The organism is Streptomyces sp. NPDC006602 (genome assembly GCF_042870385.1).
Classification (GTDB): domain Bacteria; phylum Actinomycetota; class Actinomycetes; order Streptomycetales; family Streptomycetaceae; genus Streptomyces.
On the sequence record NZ_JBIAHG010000004.1, the window covers coordinates 149343 to 166719 of the forward strand.

15 protein-coding genes and 1 pseudogene are annotated in these 17377 nt (G+C 71.1%); 11 read left to right on the plus strand and 5 right to left on the minus strand.

Annotation, left to right across the window (positions count from 1 at the left end):
* The first annotated feature begins 131 nt into the window (after positions 1-131).
* From ACFYO2_RS13005 to ACFYO2_RS13020, 4 genes are all read left to right on the plus strand, one after another.
* On the plus strand, positions 132-959 hold the full coding sequence (locus tag ACFYO2_RS13005) for a Tat pathway signal sequence domain protein (protein ID WP_388347849.1): 828 nt from the start codon (positions 132-134) through the stop codon (positions 957-959).
* Between the two features lie 67 nt (positions 960-1026).
* Entirely contained in the window at positions 1027-2340 is a 1314-nt protein-coding gene (locus ACFYO2_RS13010; RefSeq protein ID WP_388347851.1) for a copper amine oxidase, read from the plus strand.
* A 99-nt stretch (positions 2341-2439) separates the two neighbouring features.
* Positions 2440-3678, plus strand: coding sequence for an SAV2148 family HEPN domain-containing protein (locus ACFYO2_RS13015; RefSeq protein WP_388348597.1), 1239 nt, complete (start codon positions 2440-2442; stop codon positions 3676-3678).
* A 110-nt stretch (positions 3679-3788) separates the two neighbouring features.
* A complete protein-coding gene (locus ACFYO2_RS13020) occupies positions 3789-4511 on the plus strand; it encodes a 3'-5' exonuclease (RefSeq protein WP_388347853.1) in 723 nt (240 codons plus the stop codon).
* Between the two features lie 4 nt (positions 4512-4515).
* On the opposite strand, the gene ACFYO2_RS13025 is transcribed toward ACFYO2_RS13020, so the two are convergent.
* Both ACFYO2_RS13025 and ACFYO2_RS13030 read right to left on the minus strand, forming a co-directional pair.
* On the minus strand, positions 4516-5013 hold the full coding sequence (locus ACFYO2_RS13025) for a YbaK/EbsC family protein (RefSeq protein WP_388347855.1): 498 nt from the start codon (positions 5011-5013) through the stop codon (positions 4516-4518).
* Positions 4983-5972, minus strand: a complete 990-nt coding sequence (locus ACFYO2_RS13030; RefSeq protein WP_388347857.1) for a DMT family transporter — start codon at positions 5970-5972, stop codon at positions 4983-4985. Before ACFYO2_RS13030 ends, ACFYO2_RS13025 begins: the two co-directional genes overlap by 31 nt.
* Before the next feature lie 94 nt (positions 5973-6066).
* Between ACFYO2_RS13030 and ACFYO2_RS13035 the strand changes: the two genes are divergently transcribed.
* On the plus strand, positions 6067-7026 hold the full coding sequence (locus tag ACFYO2_RS13035; RefSeq protein ID WP_388347859.1) for a LysR family transcriptional regulator: 960 nt from the start codon (positions 6067-6069) through the stop codon (positions 7024-7026).
* Positions 7027-7071: 45 nt separating this feature from the next.
* On the opposite strand, the gene ACFYO2_RS13040 is transcribed toward ACFYO2_RS13035, so the two are convergent.
* Positions 7072-7935, minus strand: a complete 864-nt coding sequence (locus ACFYO2_RS13040) for a phosphotransferase enzyme family protein (RefSeq protein WP_388347861.1) — start codon at positions 7933-7935, stop codon at positions 7072-7074.
* Positions 7936-8182: 247 nt separating this feature from the next.
* Between ACFYO2_RS13040 and ACFYO2_RS13045 the strand changes: the two genes are divergently transcribed.
* The 4 genes and pseudogenes from ACFYO2_RS13045 (at position 8183) to mgt (ending at position 12651) form a co-directional block, all read left to right on the plus strand.
* Positions 8183-9118, plus strand: a complete 936-nt coding sequence (locus ACFYO2_RS13045; RefSeq protein ID WP_388347863.1) for a carbohydrate ABC transporter permease — start codon at positions 8183-8185, stop codon at positions 9116-9118.
* Complete coding sequence (locus ACFYO2_RS13050; RefSeq protein ID WP_388347865.1) at positions 9115-9948, plus strand: carbohydrate ABC transporter permease; 834 nt, start codon at positions 9115-9117, stop codon at positions 9946-9948. Before ACFYO2_RS13045 ends, ACFYO2_RS13050 begins: the two co-directional genes overlap by 4 nt.
* Positions 9948-11234: an ABC transporter substrate-binding protein gene (locus tag ACFYO2_RS13055; RefSeq protein WP_388347867.1), complete on the plus strand. Its 1287-nt coding sequence runs from the start codon at positions 9948-9950 to the stop codon at positions 11232-11234. The genes ACFYO2_RS13050 and ACFYO2_RS13055 overlap by 1 nt, the downstream gene beginning before the upstream one ends.
* 144 nt (positions 11235-11378) lie before the next feature.
* Positions 11379-12651, plus strand: a pseudogene (mgt, locus tag ACFYO2_RS13060) (macrolide-inactivating glycosyltransferase).
* A gap of 82 nt (positions 12652-12733) precedes the next feature.
* Here mgt and ACFYO2_RS13065 read toward each other — a convergent pair.
* Positions 12734-14983, minus strand: coding sequence for an MMPL family transporter (locus ACFYO2_RS13065; RefSeq protein WP_388347869.1), 2250 nt, complete (start codon positions 14981-14983; stop codon positions 12734-12736).
* Between the two features lie 248 nt (positions 14984-15231).
* Between ACFYO2_RS13065 and ACFYO2_RS13070 the strand changes: the two genes are divergently transcribed.
* Entirely contained in the window at positions 15232-15789 is a 558-nt protein-coding gene (locus tag ACFYO2_RS13070; protein ID WP_388347871.1) for a DUF1697 domain-containing protein, read from the plus strand.
* On the opposite strand, the gene ACFYO2_RS13075 is transcribed toward ACFYO2_RS13070, so the two are convergent.
* The gene (locus ACFYO2_RS13075; RefSeq protein ID WP_388347873.1) at positions 15752-16633 is read right to left on the minus strand and encodes a transglutaminase-like domain-containing protein; all 882 of its coding nucleotides are present in this window, start codon (positions 16631-16633) and stop codon (positions 15752-15754) included. The two genes, ACFYO2_RS13070 and ACFYO2_RS13075, sit on opposite strands and share 38 nt — an antisense overlap.
* A gap of 103 nt (positions 16634-16736) precedes the next feature.
* On the opposite strand from ACFYO2_RS13075, the gene ACFYO2_RS13080 reads away from it, so the two are divergent.
* The gene (locus ACFYO2_RS13080) at positions 16737-17333 is read left to right on the plus strand and encodes a TIGR03086 family metal-binding protein (RefSeq protein WP_388347875.1); all 597 of its coding nucleotides are present in this window, start codon (positions 16737-16739) and stop codon (positions 17331-17333) included.
* The last annotated feature ends 44 nt before the right edge of the window (positions 17334-17377 follow it).

Sequence of the window (17377 nt, forward strand, 5' to 3'; positions counted from 1 at the left end):
GTGATGGAACCACCTATGACGTAGGTCCCTCTTACCGAGCGACCAGTGCATACCCCGCCTCATGCGGCCGGTATGCCGAACCAGTGGGGCAAATTCGTACTCCCGGGATCTTGGGGGAGTAGGGGGAAGACGTGCGCGACACAGTGCGCCGCCATCTCGGCAAGGTGATGGCCGGTACGGCGATCGCGGTGGCCTCGACCGCCGTGATGGTCGGCATCACGCTACCGGGGGCGGCGGGGGCCGACGACACAGGCGGGCAGGCGGGCAGCCGGTCCACGCAACAGGCAGGACAAGATCAGGGCCAGGGCCGGGAGCAGGGCGCGGCCGTCGCACCCGGTGTCGTCGAGCAGGCCCCGGCCGAGGGCGACAAGGGCCGGGGCAGCGACCCGCTGACCGACGATGAGATCGAGCGGGTCGAACAGATCGCCGTGAGCCGGCAGCTGTTCAACGCCAGCGAGGACGTCGAGGGCGAGCGCGGCCCGCAGCGCCTCACCGTCGACCTCGCCGAACCGGAGGCGGACGAGGCCGACGCCACGGACGCGCCCCGGCGCGCCGACGTGACGTTCTACGACTACCGGGACGACACCCTCGTCACCAGGACCGTCGACCTGGACTCCGGGAAGGTCGTGCGGACCGGCGAGCAGCAGGGCGTCCAGCCGCCGCCGAGCCGCGCCGAGAGCCTCGAGGCGGCGAGGCTCCTGATCGCCGACCCGCTGGGCGCGGGCCTCAGGGCGGACTACAAGGACGCCACGGGCAAGGACCTCACCTCCCCGGACCAGCTGCGGTTGAGCGGCGGCGTCTACCGGGCCACGCCGGGTGCCCAGCCCGCCGCGCTGGACAAGTGCGGCGAGCACCGCTGCGTACGGCTGTTCCCGAAGGTCAAGAACGGGCCGTGGATCGACGCCAGGTCCCTGGTGATCGACCTGAGCGCCCGCAAGGTCGCCGAGCTCGACCGCTGACCCGGCCTTTCGTCCGGCCTCCGTCCACCTTTCGAACCCGCACCTCCTGCGAGGGAGTCACTTCTTCATGCGCGTGAACAGAATCAGCCGTGCCCGCAAGCGGACGGCCGCCCTCGGCCTCGCCGTGGCCGCGCTGGCCGCCGGTCTGACCACCGGCACGGGACCGGCCGCCGCCCAGCCGAGAGCGGCCGCCGCGGCGGCCGCCGACTGCAGCGCCGCCTACCGCATCGAGCAGAAGCTCTCCACCGGCACGACCTGGCGGATGTGCTGGCGCTACGACGGCCTGGCCGGCCTCGTCCTGGACGACGTCTCCTACCAGCCCAAGGGTGAGAGCAAGCCGATCAAGGTCCTCGACAGCGCCCGGCTCGGTCAGATCCACGTCCCGTACGACGACGGGAACGAGGAGTACGACGACCTGACGGGCCAGGACTTCGCCAAGGACCTGATGCCGCTGGCGCCGGCCGAGTGCCCCGGCGGCACCATCAAGACGGTCAAGATCCCGGACCAGTACCCGGGCGAGAACCCGAACGTGAAGGGCCTGTGCACCACCACGCGCTCCCGCGGCCACGCCTACCGCATGCAGAGCGACACCGGGAACAAGGTCTACCAGGCCCAGGGCAAGGACCTCCTTGTCTATACGGTCAACCAGGTCGGCTGGTACGAGTACATGACCGAGTGGCGCTTCCAGGACGACGGCACCATCAACATGAACGTCGGCGCGACCGGGAGCCTCTCCCCGTTCGACTACGACGCGGGCGACGGGCGCGGCTGGCCCATCGGCACGGGCGCCAAGGGCAAGGCCACCAGCCACAGCCACAACGCCTTCTGGCGGCTGGACTTCGCCCTCGACGGCTCCACCAAAAACCGGGTCGAGCAGTACGACTCGGCCGTCACCGCCCGCGGCCGACTGACCCCGACCACCAAGACCACCCGCACCAAGGTCACCAAGGAACGCGCCGGCGACGCCAAGGCCTATCGCTGGTGGCGCATGGTCAGCGCGACCGGCAAGAACAAGGACGGACACGCCCGGTCGTACGAGTTCGTCCCCGGCGCCACCACCCGCTACCCGGGTCGCAGTTTCACTCAGCACGACGTCTACTTCACCCAGTACGACAAGTGCGAGCTGTTCGCCAGCAACAACCCGCGCTGCGACCGCAACCACCCCAAGTCCGTCGACAAGTGGGTGAACGGGCAGACCCTCACCCACCCCGTGGCCTGGGTGAACGTCGGCTTCCATCACATAGCCCGGGACGAGGACCAGCAGCCCATGCCGGTCCACTGGCAGGGCTTCTCCATCGCCCCGCGGGACGTCACCGCTATGAATCCGCTCACTCCGCCAGCCCTCGCCGGAGAGAACGGGCGCCCGGCGGACGGTAGTTGAGAAACGACCTGTCCATCCGGCTGCACCGCCGACCGCTCCCGGAGTACCCTTCCTTGATCGTTGAGTGGGGAGCTCGGGGGAGCGGAAGGCGGTGCGCGGGTGGGCTCGGGAGGGCTGGAGCTGCCCCCTGGTGACGAGGGTCACGAGGGGCACTCCGCAGACGCCCCGCCCGGCACGGTGTCCCTGGCCCGACCGATGGACGCGGGTGCCATCGGGCCGGAGCTGGACTGGGACGCCGACGCCTGGCGCGAGGTGCGTACGCGCGCCCAGCGGGCCGGGCGGGCCTACATCTGGCTGAACCTCGTCGAACAGCGGCTGCGCGCGGTCGTGGCCGCCGTCCTGCGCCCCATCTACGAACCCGTCCACGGCGACGACTGGGTGGTCGCCGCCGCCGGGCCCGCCGGACAGGAGTGGGTGCAGCGCGCCGTCGCCGTACGCGAAGTCAGCCGCCGCAAGGGCTACTTGCTCGATCCGGCCGACGACAACGTGCTCAGCTTCCTCACCCTGCCTCAGCTGCGCGAGCTGATGGTGCAGCACTGGCCATGCTTCGAGCCGTACTTCGACGAGCGCCGGGACGTCGAACTCGCCCTGGACGAGCTCGAGGTGACCCGGAACGTCGTCTCGCGCAACCGGGCCCTGTCCGAGGCCGTCCTCGGCCAGGCCGAGCGGGCCTCGGCCCGGCTCCTGGAGATACTCGGCACGGCCGGCGACGTGCCCTCCGCACGCCGACTGCGCGTCGACGCGGTCGAGAACCTCGTCGGCGACCGGTACGGGGACGTGGTCGCCGTGCACTCCGACCGGGTGCGGCTCATGCGCCAGTTCCCCGCCGAGGACATCTTCGGCAGCGCCCGTCGGCTCGACGCCGTCGGCATCGGCCTCAACCTGCTCGTGCAGAACTTCTCCGGCCGCCGCCTGGTGCGCCTGGCCGAGTCCGGCTGCCGGGTACGGCTGCTGTTCCTCAACCCGGCCTCCAGCGCGGTCAAGCGGCGCGAGCGCGAACTCGGCATAAAGCGGGGCGAACTGAGCCGCGCGGTCGAGATGAACATCCTGCACATGCGCCGGGTGCGCTCCAAACTGCGCGACCCCGGGGCCTTCGAGATCCAGGTCTACGACGAGACGCCCCGCTTCACGGCGTACCTTGTCGACGGCGACGGCTCGGACGGCATCGCCGTGGTGCAGTCCTATCTGCGGCGCTCGCGGGGCATGGAGGCGCCGGTGCTGGTCCTGCGTGGCGGGAGCAAGCTGGTCAAGTCGGACGAAGTCGATGAGGCCGGTCTCTTCCCGACCTATCGCGAGGAGTTCGAGGTGGCCTGGGCGGATTCGCGGCCGGTGTCCTGAACTGTCCCCCGCCGCAAGCCCGTAAGCGGAATGCGGTCCTCGGATTGTCAGTGGCCCATGGGATCGTGGAGACCACTGGGGGAAAGCACCACCACGAAGGGGGACCACCCATGGGCTGGCACCGAGAGCTGCTGATCGGCTTCGACCTGGAGACGACCGGGACCGATCCGCGCGAGGCGCGCATCGTCACGGCGGCCGTGATAGAGGTCAAGGACGGGCAGCCCCTCGGGCGCCGGGAATGGCTGGCGGATCCGGGCGTGGAGATCCCGGCGGACGCCGTGGCGGTACACGGCATCAGCAACGAACGCGCGGCCACCGAGGGCCGCCCGGCCGACCAGGTCGCGGACGCGATCGCCGACGTCCTCGTGGCGTACTGGAAGACGGGCGTGCCGGTCGTCGCCTACAACGCGGCCTTCGACCTGACCCTGCTCTCCGCCGAACTGCGCAGGTACGGCCTGCCGTCCCTGCGGGACCGCCTGGGCGGCGTCGACCCCGCCCCGGTCGTCGACCCGTACACGATCGACCGCTGGGCCGACCGCTACCGCCGCGGCAAGCGCAACCTCGAGGCGGTCTGCACGGAGTACGGCGTCCCACTCGACGACGCCCACGACGCCTCGGCCGACGCCCTCGCCGCGGCCCGGCTGGCCTGCGCGATAGCCGGGCGCCACACCAAGATCGCCGCCCTCGGTCCGGCGGAGCTGCACCGCCGTCAGATCGAGTGGTATGCCGAGTGGGCCGCGGACTTCCAGAGCTTCCTGCGCCGCAAGGGCGAGGCGGACGCGGTGGTGGACGGCACCTGGCCGCTGCGGGAGCCGGCCGACGAGCCGGTCTGACGCGTCACGCCTCCACAGGGCTCGAAACGGGTTCCACGCGGGGCCGGGCGAGCTGCTCGTAGTCGGAGCCCGAGATGAGGAGTGAGCGGTCCAGCCGGGCCGCGTTGAAGTACAGCCTGGGCTGTGCCACCACGTGCGGATCGGCGACGACTTCGAGGCCGGGGTCGAAGCTGAAGGGGAGGACCGTGCCCGGCACCGCGCGCGCCAGCCGCTCGGCCGTCTCCGAGTCGCTGAAACCGACATACCGGGCGTCGAACAATGCGCGGACGGCATCCAGGTCCACCCGTCGATCCCCGGGGACGACCGCGAGGACGTGGCGGGTGGTGCGCCATTCGACCTTGACCCGCAGCACGAGGCACTTCGCGGCCTCGGAGGCGGGGTGTCCGCGCAGTGCGCTGACCTTGTCGGTGGTGCCCTCGGGAGCGTGGTCGATGAGGCGGTAGGCGACGGAGGAGGTGTCGAGCAGGGAGATCAGGCGCTCGTAAGTGTCGTGGCCGGACATGCGGGTTCCTCTGCGGTCGGGGAGGTATCTGTGGTGACGGGGGTCTTCGGTGGCGTCGCCGCCCGGTGGGCGCGTTCCACCGCCTGCCCCCAGTAGGTACCGGCGACCATCAGGGCCGCGCCGATGCCGGTGAGCGCGGTGAGGTGCTCACCGCCGAGGGCGATGCCCACCGCCGCGGCCCAGATCGGCTCGGTGCCCAGCAGCAGGCTGGCCCGGCTGGCGGAGGTGCGCTGGACGGCCCAGGTCTGGGCGAGAAAGGCGAACACACTGCAGAACAGGGCGAGATACACGAGCTGCGTCCAGGTCGCGGCGTCGGTGCGGGCCAGTGTCGGCAGCTCCCGGGCGGCCGGTGCCAGGAACAGCGCCGAGCCGACGAGGGTCTGCACGGTCGTCAGGTGCAGGGGGCGTATCGCGCGGCCCGCTGTGAGCCGGCCGACCAGCGCGACATGGGCGGCCCGGACGAACGCCGCGGCCAGCATCAGCAGGTCGCCGAGGCGAGGCGCGTGGAAGCCGTTGCCGGACATGAGGAGTCCGACGGCCAGGACGCACACGCCGGCGGCGGCGTAGAAGGCGGGAGGCAGGCCGCCGCGATGACCGGTGCGGTCGAGGAAGGGGGTGAGGACGATGGTCAGGCTGATGATCAGCCCCGCGTTGGCGGCGGTGGTGTGGGCGACGCCGTACGTCTCCACGACCAGGACGGCGGCCTGCGTGACACCGAGGGGCACGCCGACCCGGAGTTCCTCGCGGGTCCAGCCACGCAAGTCGCGTCGGGAGCCGTGCCGCGACCCGGCGCGGGCGGCGACGATGCCGAGACAGGCGAGTGCGGAGAGGGCGTACCGGACGAAGAGGACCATCAGGACGGGGAGGGCGGCGGTGGCGGTCTGGGCGGACAGATAGCTGGAACCCCAGACGAGCGCGACGAGGAGGAGTACCGCATCGGTACGGCGGGTGTTGGACACCCGCCCACCGTGCACCGGCGAGACCACTGAAGCCCAGGGCCACCTTCTAAAACAATCTTTTAGCGATCCTACAAAGTCCTTCTACACTGAGGGGGTGGACGAACGGCAGCTGCGGATCCTGCGGGAGCTGGGCGAACTGGGCAGCGTCACCGCGGTCGCCGAGGCGCTGCTGGTGACACCGTCGGCGATCTCGCAGCAGCTGCGGCTGTTGCAGCGCTCGATCCCCGTGCCGCTGACCGAGCGCGAGGGGCGGCGGCTGGTGCTCACCGACGCCGGACAGGCGCTGGCGGGTGCGGCGGTAGAGGTGGAGACGGCGCTGGCGCGCGCCCGGCACACCGTTGAGGAGTTCGTGGGTCGGCCGGACGGCGAGGTGTCGGTGGCGGCGTTCCACAGCGCGGGTGCGGCGTTCTTCCCCCTGTTGCTGCGCGCGTTCGCCGGCCCCGGCCACCCGGTGCTCGCGCTCGCCGACGAGGACGTGGCGCAGGAGGACTTCCCGCGGCTGACCCGGGAGTACGACGTGGTGCTGGCCCACCGCCTGGACCACGCCCCGCCGTGGCCGCGCGCGGTGACCGCGACCATGCTGCTGCGGGAACCGCTCGACGTGGCGCTGCCCGCCGACCACCCGCTCGCCGCCAAACGCCGGCTGACCCCGGACGACGTGGCCGACGAGCCGTGGATCACCGTGCACGAGGGCTTCCCGGTCCGGGCGACCATCGAGGCGATCGCCGCGGCGGCGGGGCGGAGGCTCCGACTGGCCCACACCATCAACGACTTCACTGTGGCGGCGGAGGCGGTGGCCGCGGGCGGCGGCATCGCGCTGATGCCGCGCTGGACGATGCGCCCGCACCCCGCGCTGGTCCTGAGGCCGCTCAGCGGGGTGCAGGCGAGTCGGCACATCGACGCCCTCTGCCGCCCGGAACGCACAGCCCGGGGAGCGGTCCAGAGGGTTCTGACCGAACTGCGCCGCGCCGCGCGAACCATCCAGGACCGTGACACCGACGGCAAGGTGACGCCGCCCCAAGGGGCGAGGGGAACTGCGCGACCAGCCACATGACGCCCGCAGTCGCAGGAAAACGTCACGCACCGAGCCAGTGGGCGCTCAGAACGAAAACCACCGCACCTTCTCGTCCCCGTCCCGCAGAGACGCCACCCGCCGCTCGAATTCGATCCGCGCCTTGGGATTGCTCGGCGCATGCTGCGCCACCCACGCACAGCTCGCCGTCTCCCGGGCGCCCAGCAACACCGAGCACCCCTCCCACTCCCGCACATCCCAGCCGTACCCCTCCGTGAAGGAGTCGTAGGCCTCGGTCGGCAGGCCATAGCGGTCGTGGGACAGCGCCATGACCACCAGGTCGTGCTCGCGCAGGTCGGCGGAGAAGGTCTCCAGGTCGACCAGCACAGGCCCGTCCGGCCCGACGTGCACGTTGCGGGGGAGCGCGTCGCCGTGGATCGGGCCCGGCGGCAGATGCGGCGTCAGCGCGGCGGCGGCCGTCGTGAAGCCGTCGCGGCGCTCACGCAGATAGGCCGCGTCGGCCGGGTCGATCGCGTCGTCCGCGAGGCGCAGCCAGCGTTCCACGCCGCCCAGCAGTTCGCGGGGCGGCAGCGCGAAGCCGGGGGAGGGCAGGGCGTGGACGGACCGGAGCAATTCGGCCAAATCCCGGGGTTCGGCAGGTCGTACGGGGTCGGGCAGCCGGTGCCACACGGTCACCGGGTGTCCCTCGACCAGCAGCGCCTCGGGCTCGGCGGCCCGTACCGCTGGCACACCCGCCTCCGCGAGCCACGCCGCGATGTCGACCTCGCGGCGCGCGCGGCCGAGGAGTTCGGCGTCGCGGCCCACCTTGACGGCCAGGTCACCGGCGGCGAACACCGCGTTCTCGCCCAGGGCGAGCAGCCGCGCCTCCCGCGCCGGGCCGGGCAGCACACCCGCCGCGGCCAGCACCTCCCGGGCCCGTGCCTCGTCCATGCGTCCGCCTCCGTATTCCGTCCTCGGCGTCTTCGATGTCCTGGACGGGCTGGTTCGCCCACCGTGTGCCCCCCCGGCACCCGACGTCGGGATCCCGCCATCTGTCGGCCAGTCTCGCATTCGCACAGGTCGAGCGATGTGCGCGGTCCCTTGACGGCATACCACGCCTTCACGACCATGACGGAGGCCCCGCCGGGCCCAGGACCTGTCCAACACTCGTCGTGAGCCGCGTGAAGGAGCCGATCCCGTGACCTTGGTGACCGCGACGAAGCGGTCGGCGCAGGGGGCGCCACGCACCGACGGGGGCCGGCCGCCGCCGGACCACGGGGCCTGGTTCCTGGTACTGCCCGCGCTGATCCCGATCCTGGTGCTCAGCGTCGGACCGTTGCTGTACGGGATCCTGCTGGCCTTCACCGACGCCCAGTCGGGCCGGACCCGGCCCACGCAGTGGATCGGCGGCCTCAACTTCCGGGACCTGCTGCACGACACACTGTTCTGGGAGTCGTTCCGGATCGGCCTGGTCTGGGCGGTCGGGGTGACCGTCCCGCAGTTCCTGCTCGCGCTCGGCCTCGCCCTTCTCCTCAACCAGGAGCTCAAACTGCGCTGGCTGGCCCGCGCCCTCGCCATCATCCCGTGGGCCATGCCCGAGGTCGTGGTCGGCGTGATGTGGCGGCTCGTCTACAACCCGGACGCGGGCGTCCTCAACGAGACCCTGCGCGACCTCGGCCTCGGAGACGGCCGCGACTGGCTCAGCGGGCTCGGGACCGCCCTGCCCGCCGTGATCGTGGTCGGTGTCTGGGCCGGCATGCCGCAGACGACGGTCGCCCTGCTCGCCGGTCTGCAGAACACCCCGCGCGAACTCCACGAGGCGGCCGCGATGGACGGCGCCGGCGCCTGGCGGCGCTTCAGGACGGTCACCTGGCCGGCACTGCGGCCGGTCGCACTCGCGATCACGGCCCTCAACTTCATCTGGAACTTCAACTCCTTCGCCCTGGTCTACGTGCTGACCAGCGGCGGCCCCGGCGGCCGCACCCGCCTGCCCATGCTCTTCGCCTACGAAGAGGCCTTCCGCTACGGCCAGTTCGGCTACGCGGCCGCGATGGGCTGTGTGATGGTCGCCGTGATCTCGATGCTTCTCGCCCTCTTCCTGGTGGGCCGGCTCAGGGGAGGCGACGACACATGAGGACCAGCACCGGCGGCCGGGTCGGCCAGTACGTCGTCCTGCTCGCGTATCTCGTCTTCCTCGCCTTCCCCTTCCTCTGGCTGGTCTCCACGGCCTTCAAGTCGCCGCGCGAGCTGGGCAGTCTGCATCCCTCCTGGTTCCCCGAGGACCCCACCCTCGACAACTTCCGGCAGGCCTTCGACGAACAGCCGCTGCTGCGCGCCGCGGGCAACTCCCTGCTCGCCGCGCTCGGCGCCGCCCTGATCGCCGTACTGATCGCCACCCCGCTGGCCTACGTCATGGCCCGCCACCGCACCCGCCTCGCGAAGGCCGCGACGGGGTGGGTGGTGGTCAGCCAGGCGTTCCCGCTCGTGCTGGTGATCATCCCGCTGTTCCTGGTGCTGAAGAACCTGCGGATGATCAACTCACTGGCGGGGCTGGTCATGGTGTACGTCGTGTGGGCGTTGCCGTTCGCGCTGTGGATGCTCGTCGGGTACGTCCGCGCCGTGCCCGCCGAACTGGAGGAGGCGGCGGCGGTCGACGGGGCCGGGCGGGTGCGGACGCTGGTGTCGGTGACCGCGCCGCTGCTCGCGCCGGGGATCGTGGCGACGGGGCTGTTCGCGTTCATCACCGCGTGGAACGAGTTCTTCTTCGCACTCGTGCTGCTGAAGGCGCCCGAGAAGCAGACCCTGCCGGTCGTCCTCACCCACTTCATCGGCGCGGAGGGCGTCGCCGACCTCGGCCCGCTGGCGGCCGCCGCCTTCCTCGCGACCCTTCCCTCACTGGTCGTCTTCGCGATCATCCAACGGCGGATCACGGGCGGCATGCTCGCCGGGGCGGTGAAGAGCTGATGCGCACCAGAATCGCGGGCACCCTCGTCCTGGTCCTCGCCGTGCTGCTCGCCGGCTGTACGAGTGGCGGCAGCGACTCCGGCACCGGCCCGGTCACCCTGCGCTTCCAGTCCCTCGCCTGGCAGCAGGAGTCCGTCGAGGCCAACCAGGAACTGGTGAAGGAGTGGAACGCGACCCACCCCGACGTCAAGGTCGAGTACGTCCAGGGGAGTTGGGACAGCGTCCACGACCAGCTCCTCACCTCCTTCGAGGGCGGTGAGGCACCCGACATCATCCACGACGCCTCCGACGACCTCGCGGACTTCGCGTACGGCGGCTACCTCGCCGACCTGACCGACCTGCTGCCCCGGCGACTCAAGTCGGACGTCCCGCAGCGCAGTTGGGACACGGCGACCTTCGGTGACGGCGTCTACGGCGTGCCGTTCCTCCAGGAGCCGCGGGTACTCGTCGCCAACAGGAAGTGGCTGACGCAGTCCGGCGTACGCATCCCGACCCCCGAAGAGCCGTGGACCTGGCCGGAGTTCCGGCGGATCACCGAACAGCTCAGCGGCGACGGCAAGTACGGTGTCGCCTGGCCCCTCAAGGAGCCCGTCTCCGCGACCCTCAACCTCTCCCTGTCGGCGGGCGGACAGCTCTTCCACCGGGGTGCGGACGGCAAGGTGGCGATCCGGTTCGAAGCGGCGGACCAGACCGTGCCGCGCACCATCCACGACCAGGCGAACACCGACCGCAGCGCCTCGCCCACCACCCTGGGCAGCGGCGGCTCGGACACCCTGCCCGGCTTCTTCGGCGGCAAGTACGCGATGGTCCCGCTCGGCTTCTCCTACCGTCAGCAGATCGTCCAGCAGGCACCCAAGAGCTTCGAGTGGCAGGTGCTGCCCGCTCCGGCCGGCGCCGGCGGGCTCACCCAGGGCGTCAGCCCCCAGACCCTGTCCGTCGCCGAGGACAGCCCGCACAAGGAGGAGGCCGTCGCCTTCCTCGACTTCCTGCTCCGGCCGCGGAACATGGTCCGGCTCGCCCTGGGCGACTGGATGCTGCCCACAGGCACCCAGGCCCTCAAGGACCCCGCCCTGCACACCGCGAAGGACGGCTGGGCCACCGGCACCGCCCTCGCCGCGCACCTGCGCCCGGCGCCCGCGCAGTCCGTGCGCGGCTACCCGGAATGGAAGGACAAGGTCGCCACGCCCGCCTTCCAGGAGTACTACAGCGGCGCCATCGGCCTCGGTGAACTGCGCGAACGCCTGGAGGAGGACGGAAACCTGGTGCTCGCCCGCTACCAGCGCTGAGAGAGGTGACCGGCCTCGCGGCGGACCAGCTGATCTGTACGGCCCTCGGGGCGCAGCGTGTCGCCGACCCCGGGCCGAACCGGTGACGGTCACGGGCGCGGGCGGCCGACGGGTCGAGAGGGTCGCCGCGAGCTGCCCCGACGACTGACGGCCGTACCGTCCCGAAAAACCGCGTTGCACGAGACGTCTCGTCTTGCCTAGGGTCGGTGACATGACCAGTCGCCCCGCTCACATCGCCATGTTCTCCATCGCCGCCCACGGCCACGTGAACCCCAGCCTCGAGGTGATCCGCGAGCTCGTCGCACGCGGGCACCGGGTGACGTACGCGATCCCGCCCCTGTTCGCCGAGAAGGTCGCCGAGACCGGTGCCGAGGTGAAGCTCTGGAACTCGACGTTACCCGGCCCGGACGCCGACCCGGAGGCCTGGGGCACCACCCTCCTGGACAACGTGGAGCCGTTCCTGGCCGACGCGATCCAGGCGCTGCCGCAGCTCGTCGAGGCGTACGAGGGCGACGAACCGGACCTCGTGCTGCACGACATCACCTCCTATCCGGCCCGCGTCCTCGCCCACCGCTGGGGCGTGCCCGCCGTCTCCCTCTCCCCGAACCTCGTCGCCTGGGAGGGCTACGAAAAGGAGGTCGCCGAGCCGATGTGGGCGGAGCCGAAGAAGACCGAGCGCGGACAGGCCTACTACGCCCGCTTCCACGCCTGGCTGGAGGAGAACGGCATCACCCAGCACCCGGACGACTTCGCGGGCCGCCCCGCCCGCTCCCTCGTCCTGATCCCCAAGGCGCTGCAGCCGAACGCAGACCGGGTCGACGAGAGGGTGTACACCTTCGTCGGCGCCTGCCAGGGCGACCGCGGCGCGGAGGGCGACTGGCAGCGGCCGGCCGGCGCCGAGAAGGTCGTCCTGGTGTCCCTCGGATCCTCCTTCACCAAGCAGCCGGCCTTCTACCGGGAGTGCGTCAAGGCGTTCGGCGAGCTGCCCGGCTGGCACCTGGTGCTTCAGGTCGGCAGGCGCGTGGACGCGGCCGAGCTGGGGGACGTACCCGAGAACGTCGAAGTGCGCTCCTGGGTACCGCAGTTGGCGATCCTCAAGCAGACCGACCTGTTCGTCACGCACGCCGGCGCGGGCGGCAGCCAGGAGGGTCTGGCCACGGCCACCCCGATGATCGCCGTACCACAGGCCGTGGACCAGTTCGGCAACGCGGACATGCTCCAGGGCCTCGGTGTCGCCCGCCGCCTCGACACGGCGGAGGCGACCGCCGAGGCGCTGCGGGAGGCCGCCCGCGCACTCGTCGACGACCCCGAGGTCGCCCGCCGACTGGCGGACATCCGGGCCGGGATGGCGGGGGAGGGCGGCACGCGCCGGGCCGCCGATCTGATCGAGGCCGAACTGCCCGTACGGCAGGCCTAGAACAGCGGGCACAGCAGAGGGCCCGTTGGCACCCCGGTCGCCAACGGGCCCTCAGTCATGGGCGGTTCACCTTGCGGGACCTTCAGACCCCCAGCCGCTCACCCTCGTCGTCCCGCGCCACGGGCCGGGCCACCGTCTCGGGCGACTCGTCGTGGGTCAGGTCGGGCAGCCGGTGCAGCCACTTCGGCAGGTACCAGTTGCGCTCGCCGAGCAGCGCCATCACCGCCGGGAGCAGCACGCCCCGGATGATCGTCGCGTCGATCAGCACCGCCGCCGCGAGGCCCACGCCCATCTGCTTCATGGACTGCATGGACAGCGTCCCGAAGATCGCGAACACGGCGACCATGATGACCGCGGCGCTGGTGACGACCCCGGCCGTGGTGACCACCCCGTGCTGGATCGCGTCCCTCGTCGTACGGCCCCGCAGTCGCGCCTCGCGGATCCGCGAGACCACGAACACGTGGTAGTCCATCGACAGGCCGAACAGGATCACGAAGAGGAACAGCGGCAGCCAGGTGATGATGGCGCCGACGCCCTCCGCGCCCACCAGGGAAGCGCCCCAGCCGTGCTGGAACACCGCGACGAGGATGCCGTACGCCGCTCCCACCGACAGCAGGTTCAGCACGATCGAGGTGATCGCGACCGTCAGCGAGCGGAACGACAGCAGCATCAGCAGGAAGGCGAAGACCACGACGAACGCGAAGACCGGAATGACGGCTCCGGCCAGCTGGTCGTTGAAGTCCTGCGAACCGGCCACCTGCCCGGTGATCGGCGCCTCGACGCCGTCGACCTTGCCGAGCGTGGCGGGCCGTACCTCGTCGCGCAGCTTCTCCAGACTCGCGCCCGCCTTGTCCAGGTCGGAGCCGCCGACCAGCGGGACGTACACGAAGGCGAGGTTCTGCTGATCGTGGAGCTTGATCTCGACCGGGCCGCGCGAGGCGCCCGAGGCGACCGCCTCCGCCTTGAAGGCGGCGAGCGCGTCCCGGACTTCGGGAGCGTTGATGTCGTCCGCCTTGACGACGACCTCGGCCGGCTCGGAGCCGCCCGGGAAGGCGTCGTTGACCCGGTTGTACGTCTGCACGATGGGCAGCGAGTCGCCGAACTCCTGGTCCAGCGTGAGGTTCTGCGTCTTCATGCCGACCGCGGGCGCGGCGATCGCCAGCAGCGCGCCGGCCGCCACCACGACGGAGATGACGGGCCGGGCGAGCACAGCCTTCAGCACGGCCGTCCAAAAGCGGCTGTCGTTGTTGCCGCTGCGGCGACGGCGGCCCAGGAAGGGTATGCGGCCCTTCTCGACGCGCCCGCCCAGCAGCGACAGCAGTGCGGGCAGCACGGTCACGGAACCGACCATGGCCACGGCCACCACCATCAGCGAGGCCAGACCCATCGCCTCGAACTCGGCGAGCCCGGTGAACAGCATGCCCGCCATCGCCACGCACACCGTGACACCCGAGACGATGATCGCGCGGCCGCTGGTCGCGGCCGCGATCCGCAAGGCCGTCTGGGCGTCGTGTCCGGCCTCGCGCTCCTCGCGCTCCCGGCGCAGGTAGAACAGGCAGTAGTCGACGCCGACGGCCAGACCGACCAGCAGCATCACGGAGTTGGCGGTGTCGCTCATCGGCATCACATGGCTGACGACGCCCATCAGGCCCATCGTCGCCATGATCGCGGTGACCGCCAGCGCCACCGGCAGCAGCGCGGCCACCAGCGCGCCGAAGGCGATCAGCAGAATGCCGAGGGCCACCGGCACCGCCGAGTACTCGGCCTTCTTGAAGTCGTCCCCGAACGCGTCGTCGAACGTCTTCATCATGCTCGCGCCGCCGATCTCCTCGATCCGCAGCGACCCGTGCTCCTTCTGCACCCCCTCGACGGCCTTCAGCACCGGCTCGACCCGCTCGCCCGCGGTCTCCGCGTCGCCGCGCATGTCGAACTGCACCAGCGCGCTGCGGCCGTCCTTCGAGATCGTGTCCGTGTCGTACGGCGAGGTCACGTCCGTGACCTTGCCGGTCCCCTCGACCGCCTGGACGACGGCGGTGACGGCGGCCCTGAACTCGGCGTCCGTGGCCTTGACCCCACCGTCCTTCGCCTGGATCAGAACGGTCTCACCGGCCGGTTCGTCGATGCCGGCGTCCTCGATGATCCTCGCGGCGGTGTGCGTCTCCCCCTTCAGCTGATCGCTGTCCTTCACGTCGACGCGGCCTGCCGCCGAACCGAGCCCCATCGCCAGGACGACGAACAGCACCCAGATGCCTACGGCAGCCCATCGGTGTCGGGCGCTCCAGCCGCCGGCCCGGGCGGCCAGCCCCCGTACCCGTGTATCTCCGTTCGCCATGACCGGCTTGCCCCCTTGTGAGCGGTGGCAGCCCCCTGCCGCCACCTTCCGTTTCGAAGGTATGGGCCGGATAAAGCCATCTCGTCGTGCTGCCCGGTGAGGTGCTGCGGGCGGGAATCATCCCCCTGGACCCCACCTCCTCCCCACTGGGTAGGACAGCGGCCCCCTACATCTACCGGGGAGCCCCGTTCGCCGGTGCAGTGCCTCGTCGCACGAGTCGGGCACGACGGCCGCTTTATGGTGTGCGGATGACGACGACGTATGCGGCGCTGCTGCGCGGGATCAACGTGGGCGGCGCCAAGAAGGTCCCGATGGCCGACCTGCGCACGCTGATGGAGGGCCTCGGCCACGACGACGTACGCACCTACCTGCAGAGCGGCCAGGCCGTGTTCGCGAGCGTCCACGGCGACGAGGAGTCCCTCGCCGCGGAGCTGTCCGGGGCGATCGAGAAGCGGTTCGGCTTCGCCGTCGACGTGATCGTGCGCGACCACGCCTATCTGGAGGCGATCGCCGACGCCTGCCCCTTCCCGGCCGCCGAACTGGAGGCCAAGCAGCTCCACGTCACCTACTTCTCCGCGCCCGTCGACGCGGAACGCTTCGCGGAGATCGACCAAGCCGCCTACCTGCCCGAGGAGTTCAGGCTCGGCGACCGCGCCCTGTACCTCTACGCCCCGAACGGCCTCGGCCGCTCCAAGCTCGCCGAGCACCTCTCCAAACCCCGGATCAACAAGGGCGTGATCGCCACCACCCGCAACTGGAACACCGTCGTCAAGCTCGTGGAGCTGACGCGACCCTCGGGAGGCTGACGGTCCGGAGCTCGCGGTAGCCGCTGCGCGCGGTGTACGACATGACCTCGTCCGGCACCGCGAGCCGCGGGTCCTCGTACAGCCGGCGCAAGTCGTCGTCCGTACGGGCCGCGGCGACCGCGTCCACCACGGCGAGGTCGTCCGCGGTGAGACCGGCGTCGCCGCGGACCACCCGGCCCCAGACGTCCCAGGGCAGCAGCTCCACGCCATGGACCGCTGCGAGGTCCAGGAACACGTTCGTGCGGATGTACCAGAGGCCGTCGAGATCGTCGTGGAACCAGACCCCGAACGTCTTGGGGTCGGCCCCGCCCTCCCGGCACGCCCGCCACGCGTCCCCGGCCACCAGGAACCGGTCCCTCGGCACGTCCAGCGGGTCGAAGGCGAGCTCGTAGGCGGGGTGCAGCACCTGCGCGTCGACCAGCCGCCAACTTCCGTCGGGCAGGCGGTACTCGGTGACCCAGTGGTCGTCGTGGTAACCCTCCACGAAGTACGCGGCGAAGCCGCAGCGGATCCGGGCGGCCGTACCGGTGGCCCGCAGCAGCGCGCACAGCAGCAGCGAGAAGTCCCGGCACGTGCCCGCGAACCGCTCGTCGTACCTCCGTTTCGCGGTGAGCGGTCCGTCCCCGCGCTCGCGCAGGACCCGCAGGATCTCGCGGACGTACCGTGACTCGGGGTCGTCCAGCTGCCGGTCCTCGGGGATCGGATGACCGAGGCGTTCACCCTCCCCCCGATGGATGATCAGACTCCTTACGAGCCAGGCGAGTTCGGAAGGATCGCGTGGCAGGTCGTCGAGGTCCAGGTCGCCCGGGTCGCTGTACGGCGTCTGCCTGAGGTAGAGGTCCATGCCCGGGACCCTCGGGCTTGCCCCAGGGGCAGAGTCAACCCCGGGCGCACTGCTGTCGCGTTTGTTCAAGAGACCTCGCAGCGCTGTCCCTAGCGTGGGACGCATGAACAAGGACGACCTGTATCCGTACATGACGGAATGCGCCGCAGAGGCGGCCCGCGTGGCGCGCGGAGTGACGACGGCACAGCTCGCCGACTCCACCCACTGCCCGGACTGGGACGTCCGCGCCCTGGTCAACCACTGGGTCCTCTACACCTCCCACGGCCTGGAGCACCGCGCCCTGCGCAAACAGCTCCCCGAGGAACTGACCGCCCGCGACTTCACCGCCGACCCCGACTGGGCCGAGGCGTACGCCGCCCAGCTGGACCGCGCGGTCGCCGCCTGGGCGGATCCCGCGGTGTGGGAGGGCGAGGTGGACCTGGGCATGGGGACCATGCCAGCCCCCGAACTCGCCTCGCTGATCATCAAGGAGACGGCGGTGCACGGCTGGGACGTCGCCGCGGCCACCGGCCAGGAGTTCCACGTCTCCGAGGGCGTGGCCCGGTTGGTCCTCGACGTGGTTGTCACCCACGGTGACCTCTACCGGCAGTACGACGGCTTCGCCGACCCGGTGCCGGTGCCGGACGACGCGCCCGCTTTCGAGCGGGCGCTCGCGGCGAGCGGTCGGGACCCGCGCCTGGCCGAGGCGGTGCGCGACTAGGGCCTCAGCCATCAGGTAGGACCTCAGCCATCAGGTAGGACCTC

Excerpts from the sequence above, each read along its gene's own strand:
- ACFYO2_RS13010 (WP_388347851.1), top strand. The coding sequence starts at position 1,027 with ATGCGCGTGAACAGAATCAGCCGTGCCCGCAAGCGGACGGCCGCCCTC.
- ACFYO2_RS13020 (WP_388347853.1), top strand. The coding sequence starts at position 3,789 with ATGGGCTGGCACCGAGAGCTGCTGATCGGCTTCGACCTGGAGACGACC.
- ACFYO2_RS13025 (WP_388347855.1), bottom strand. The coding sequence starts at position 5,013 with ATGTCCGGCCACGACACTTACGAGCGCCTGATCTCCCTGCTCGACACC.
- ACFYO2_RS13040 (WP_388347861.1), bottom strand. The coding sequence starts at position 7,935 with ATGGACGAGGCACGGGCCCGGGAGGTGCTGGCCGCGGCGGGTGTGCTG.
- ACFYO2_RS13050 (WP_388347865.1), top strand. The coding sequence starts at position 9,115 with ATGAGGACCAGCACCGGCGGCCGGGTCGGCCAGTACGTCGTCCTGCTC.
- ACFYO2_RS13055 (WP_388347867.1), top strand. The coding sequence starts at position 9,948 with ATGCGCACCAGAATCGCGGGCACCCTCGTCCTGGTCCTCGCCGTGCTG.
- ACFYO2_RS13065 (WP_388347869.1), bottom strand. The coding sequence starts at position 14,983 with ATGGCGAACGGAGATACACGGGTACGGGGGCTGGCCGCCCGGGCCGGC.
- ACFYO2_RS13070 (WP_388347871.1), top strand. The coding sequence starts at position 15,232 with ATGACGACGACGTATGCGGCGCTGCTGCGCGGGATCAACGTGGGCGGC.
- ACFYO2_RS13075 (WP_388347873.1), bottom strand. The coding sequence starts at position 16,633 with ATGGACCTCTACCTCAGGCAGACGCCGTACAGCGACCCGGGCGACCTG.
- ACFYO2_RS13080 (WP_388347875.1), top strand. The coding sequence starts at position 16,737 with ATGAACAAGGACGACCTGTATCCGTACATGACGGAATGCGCCGCAGAG.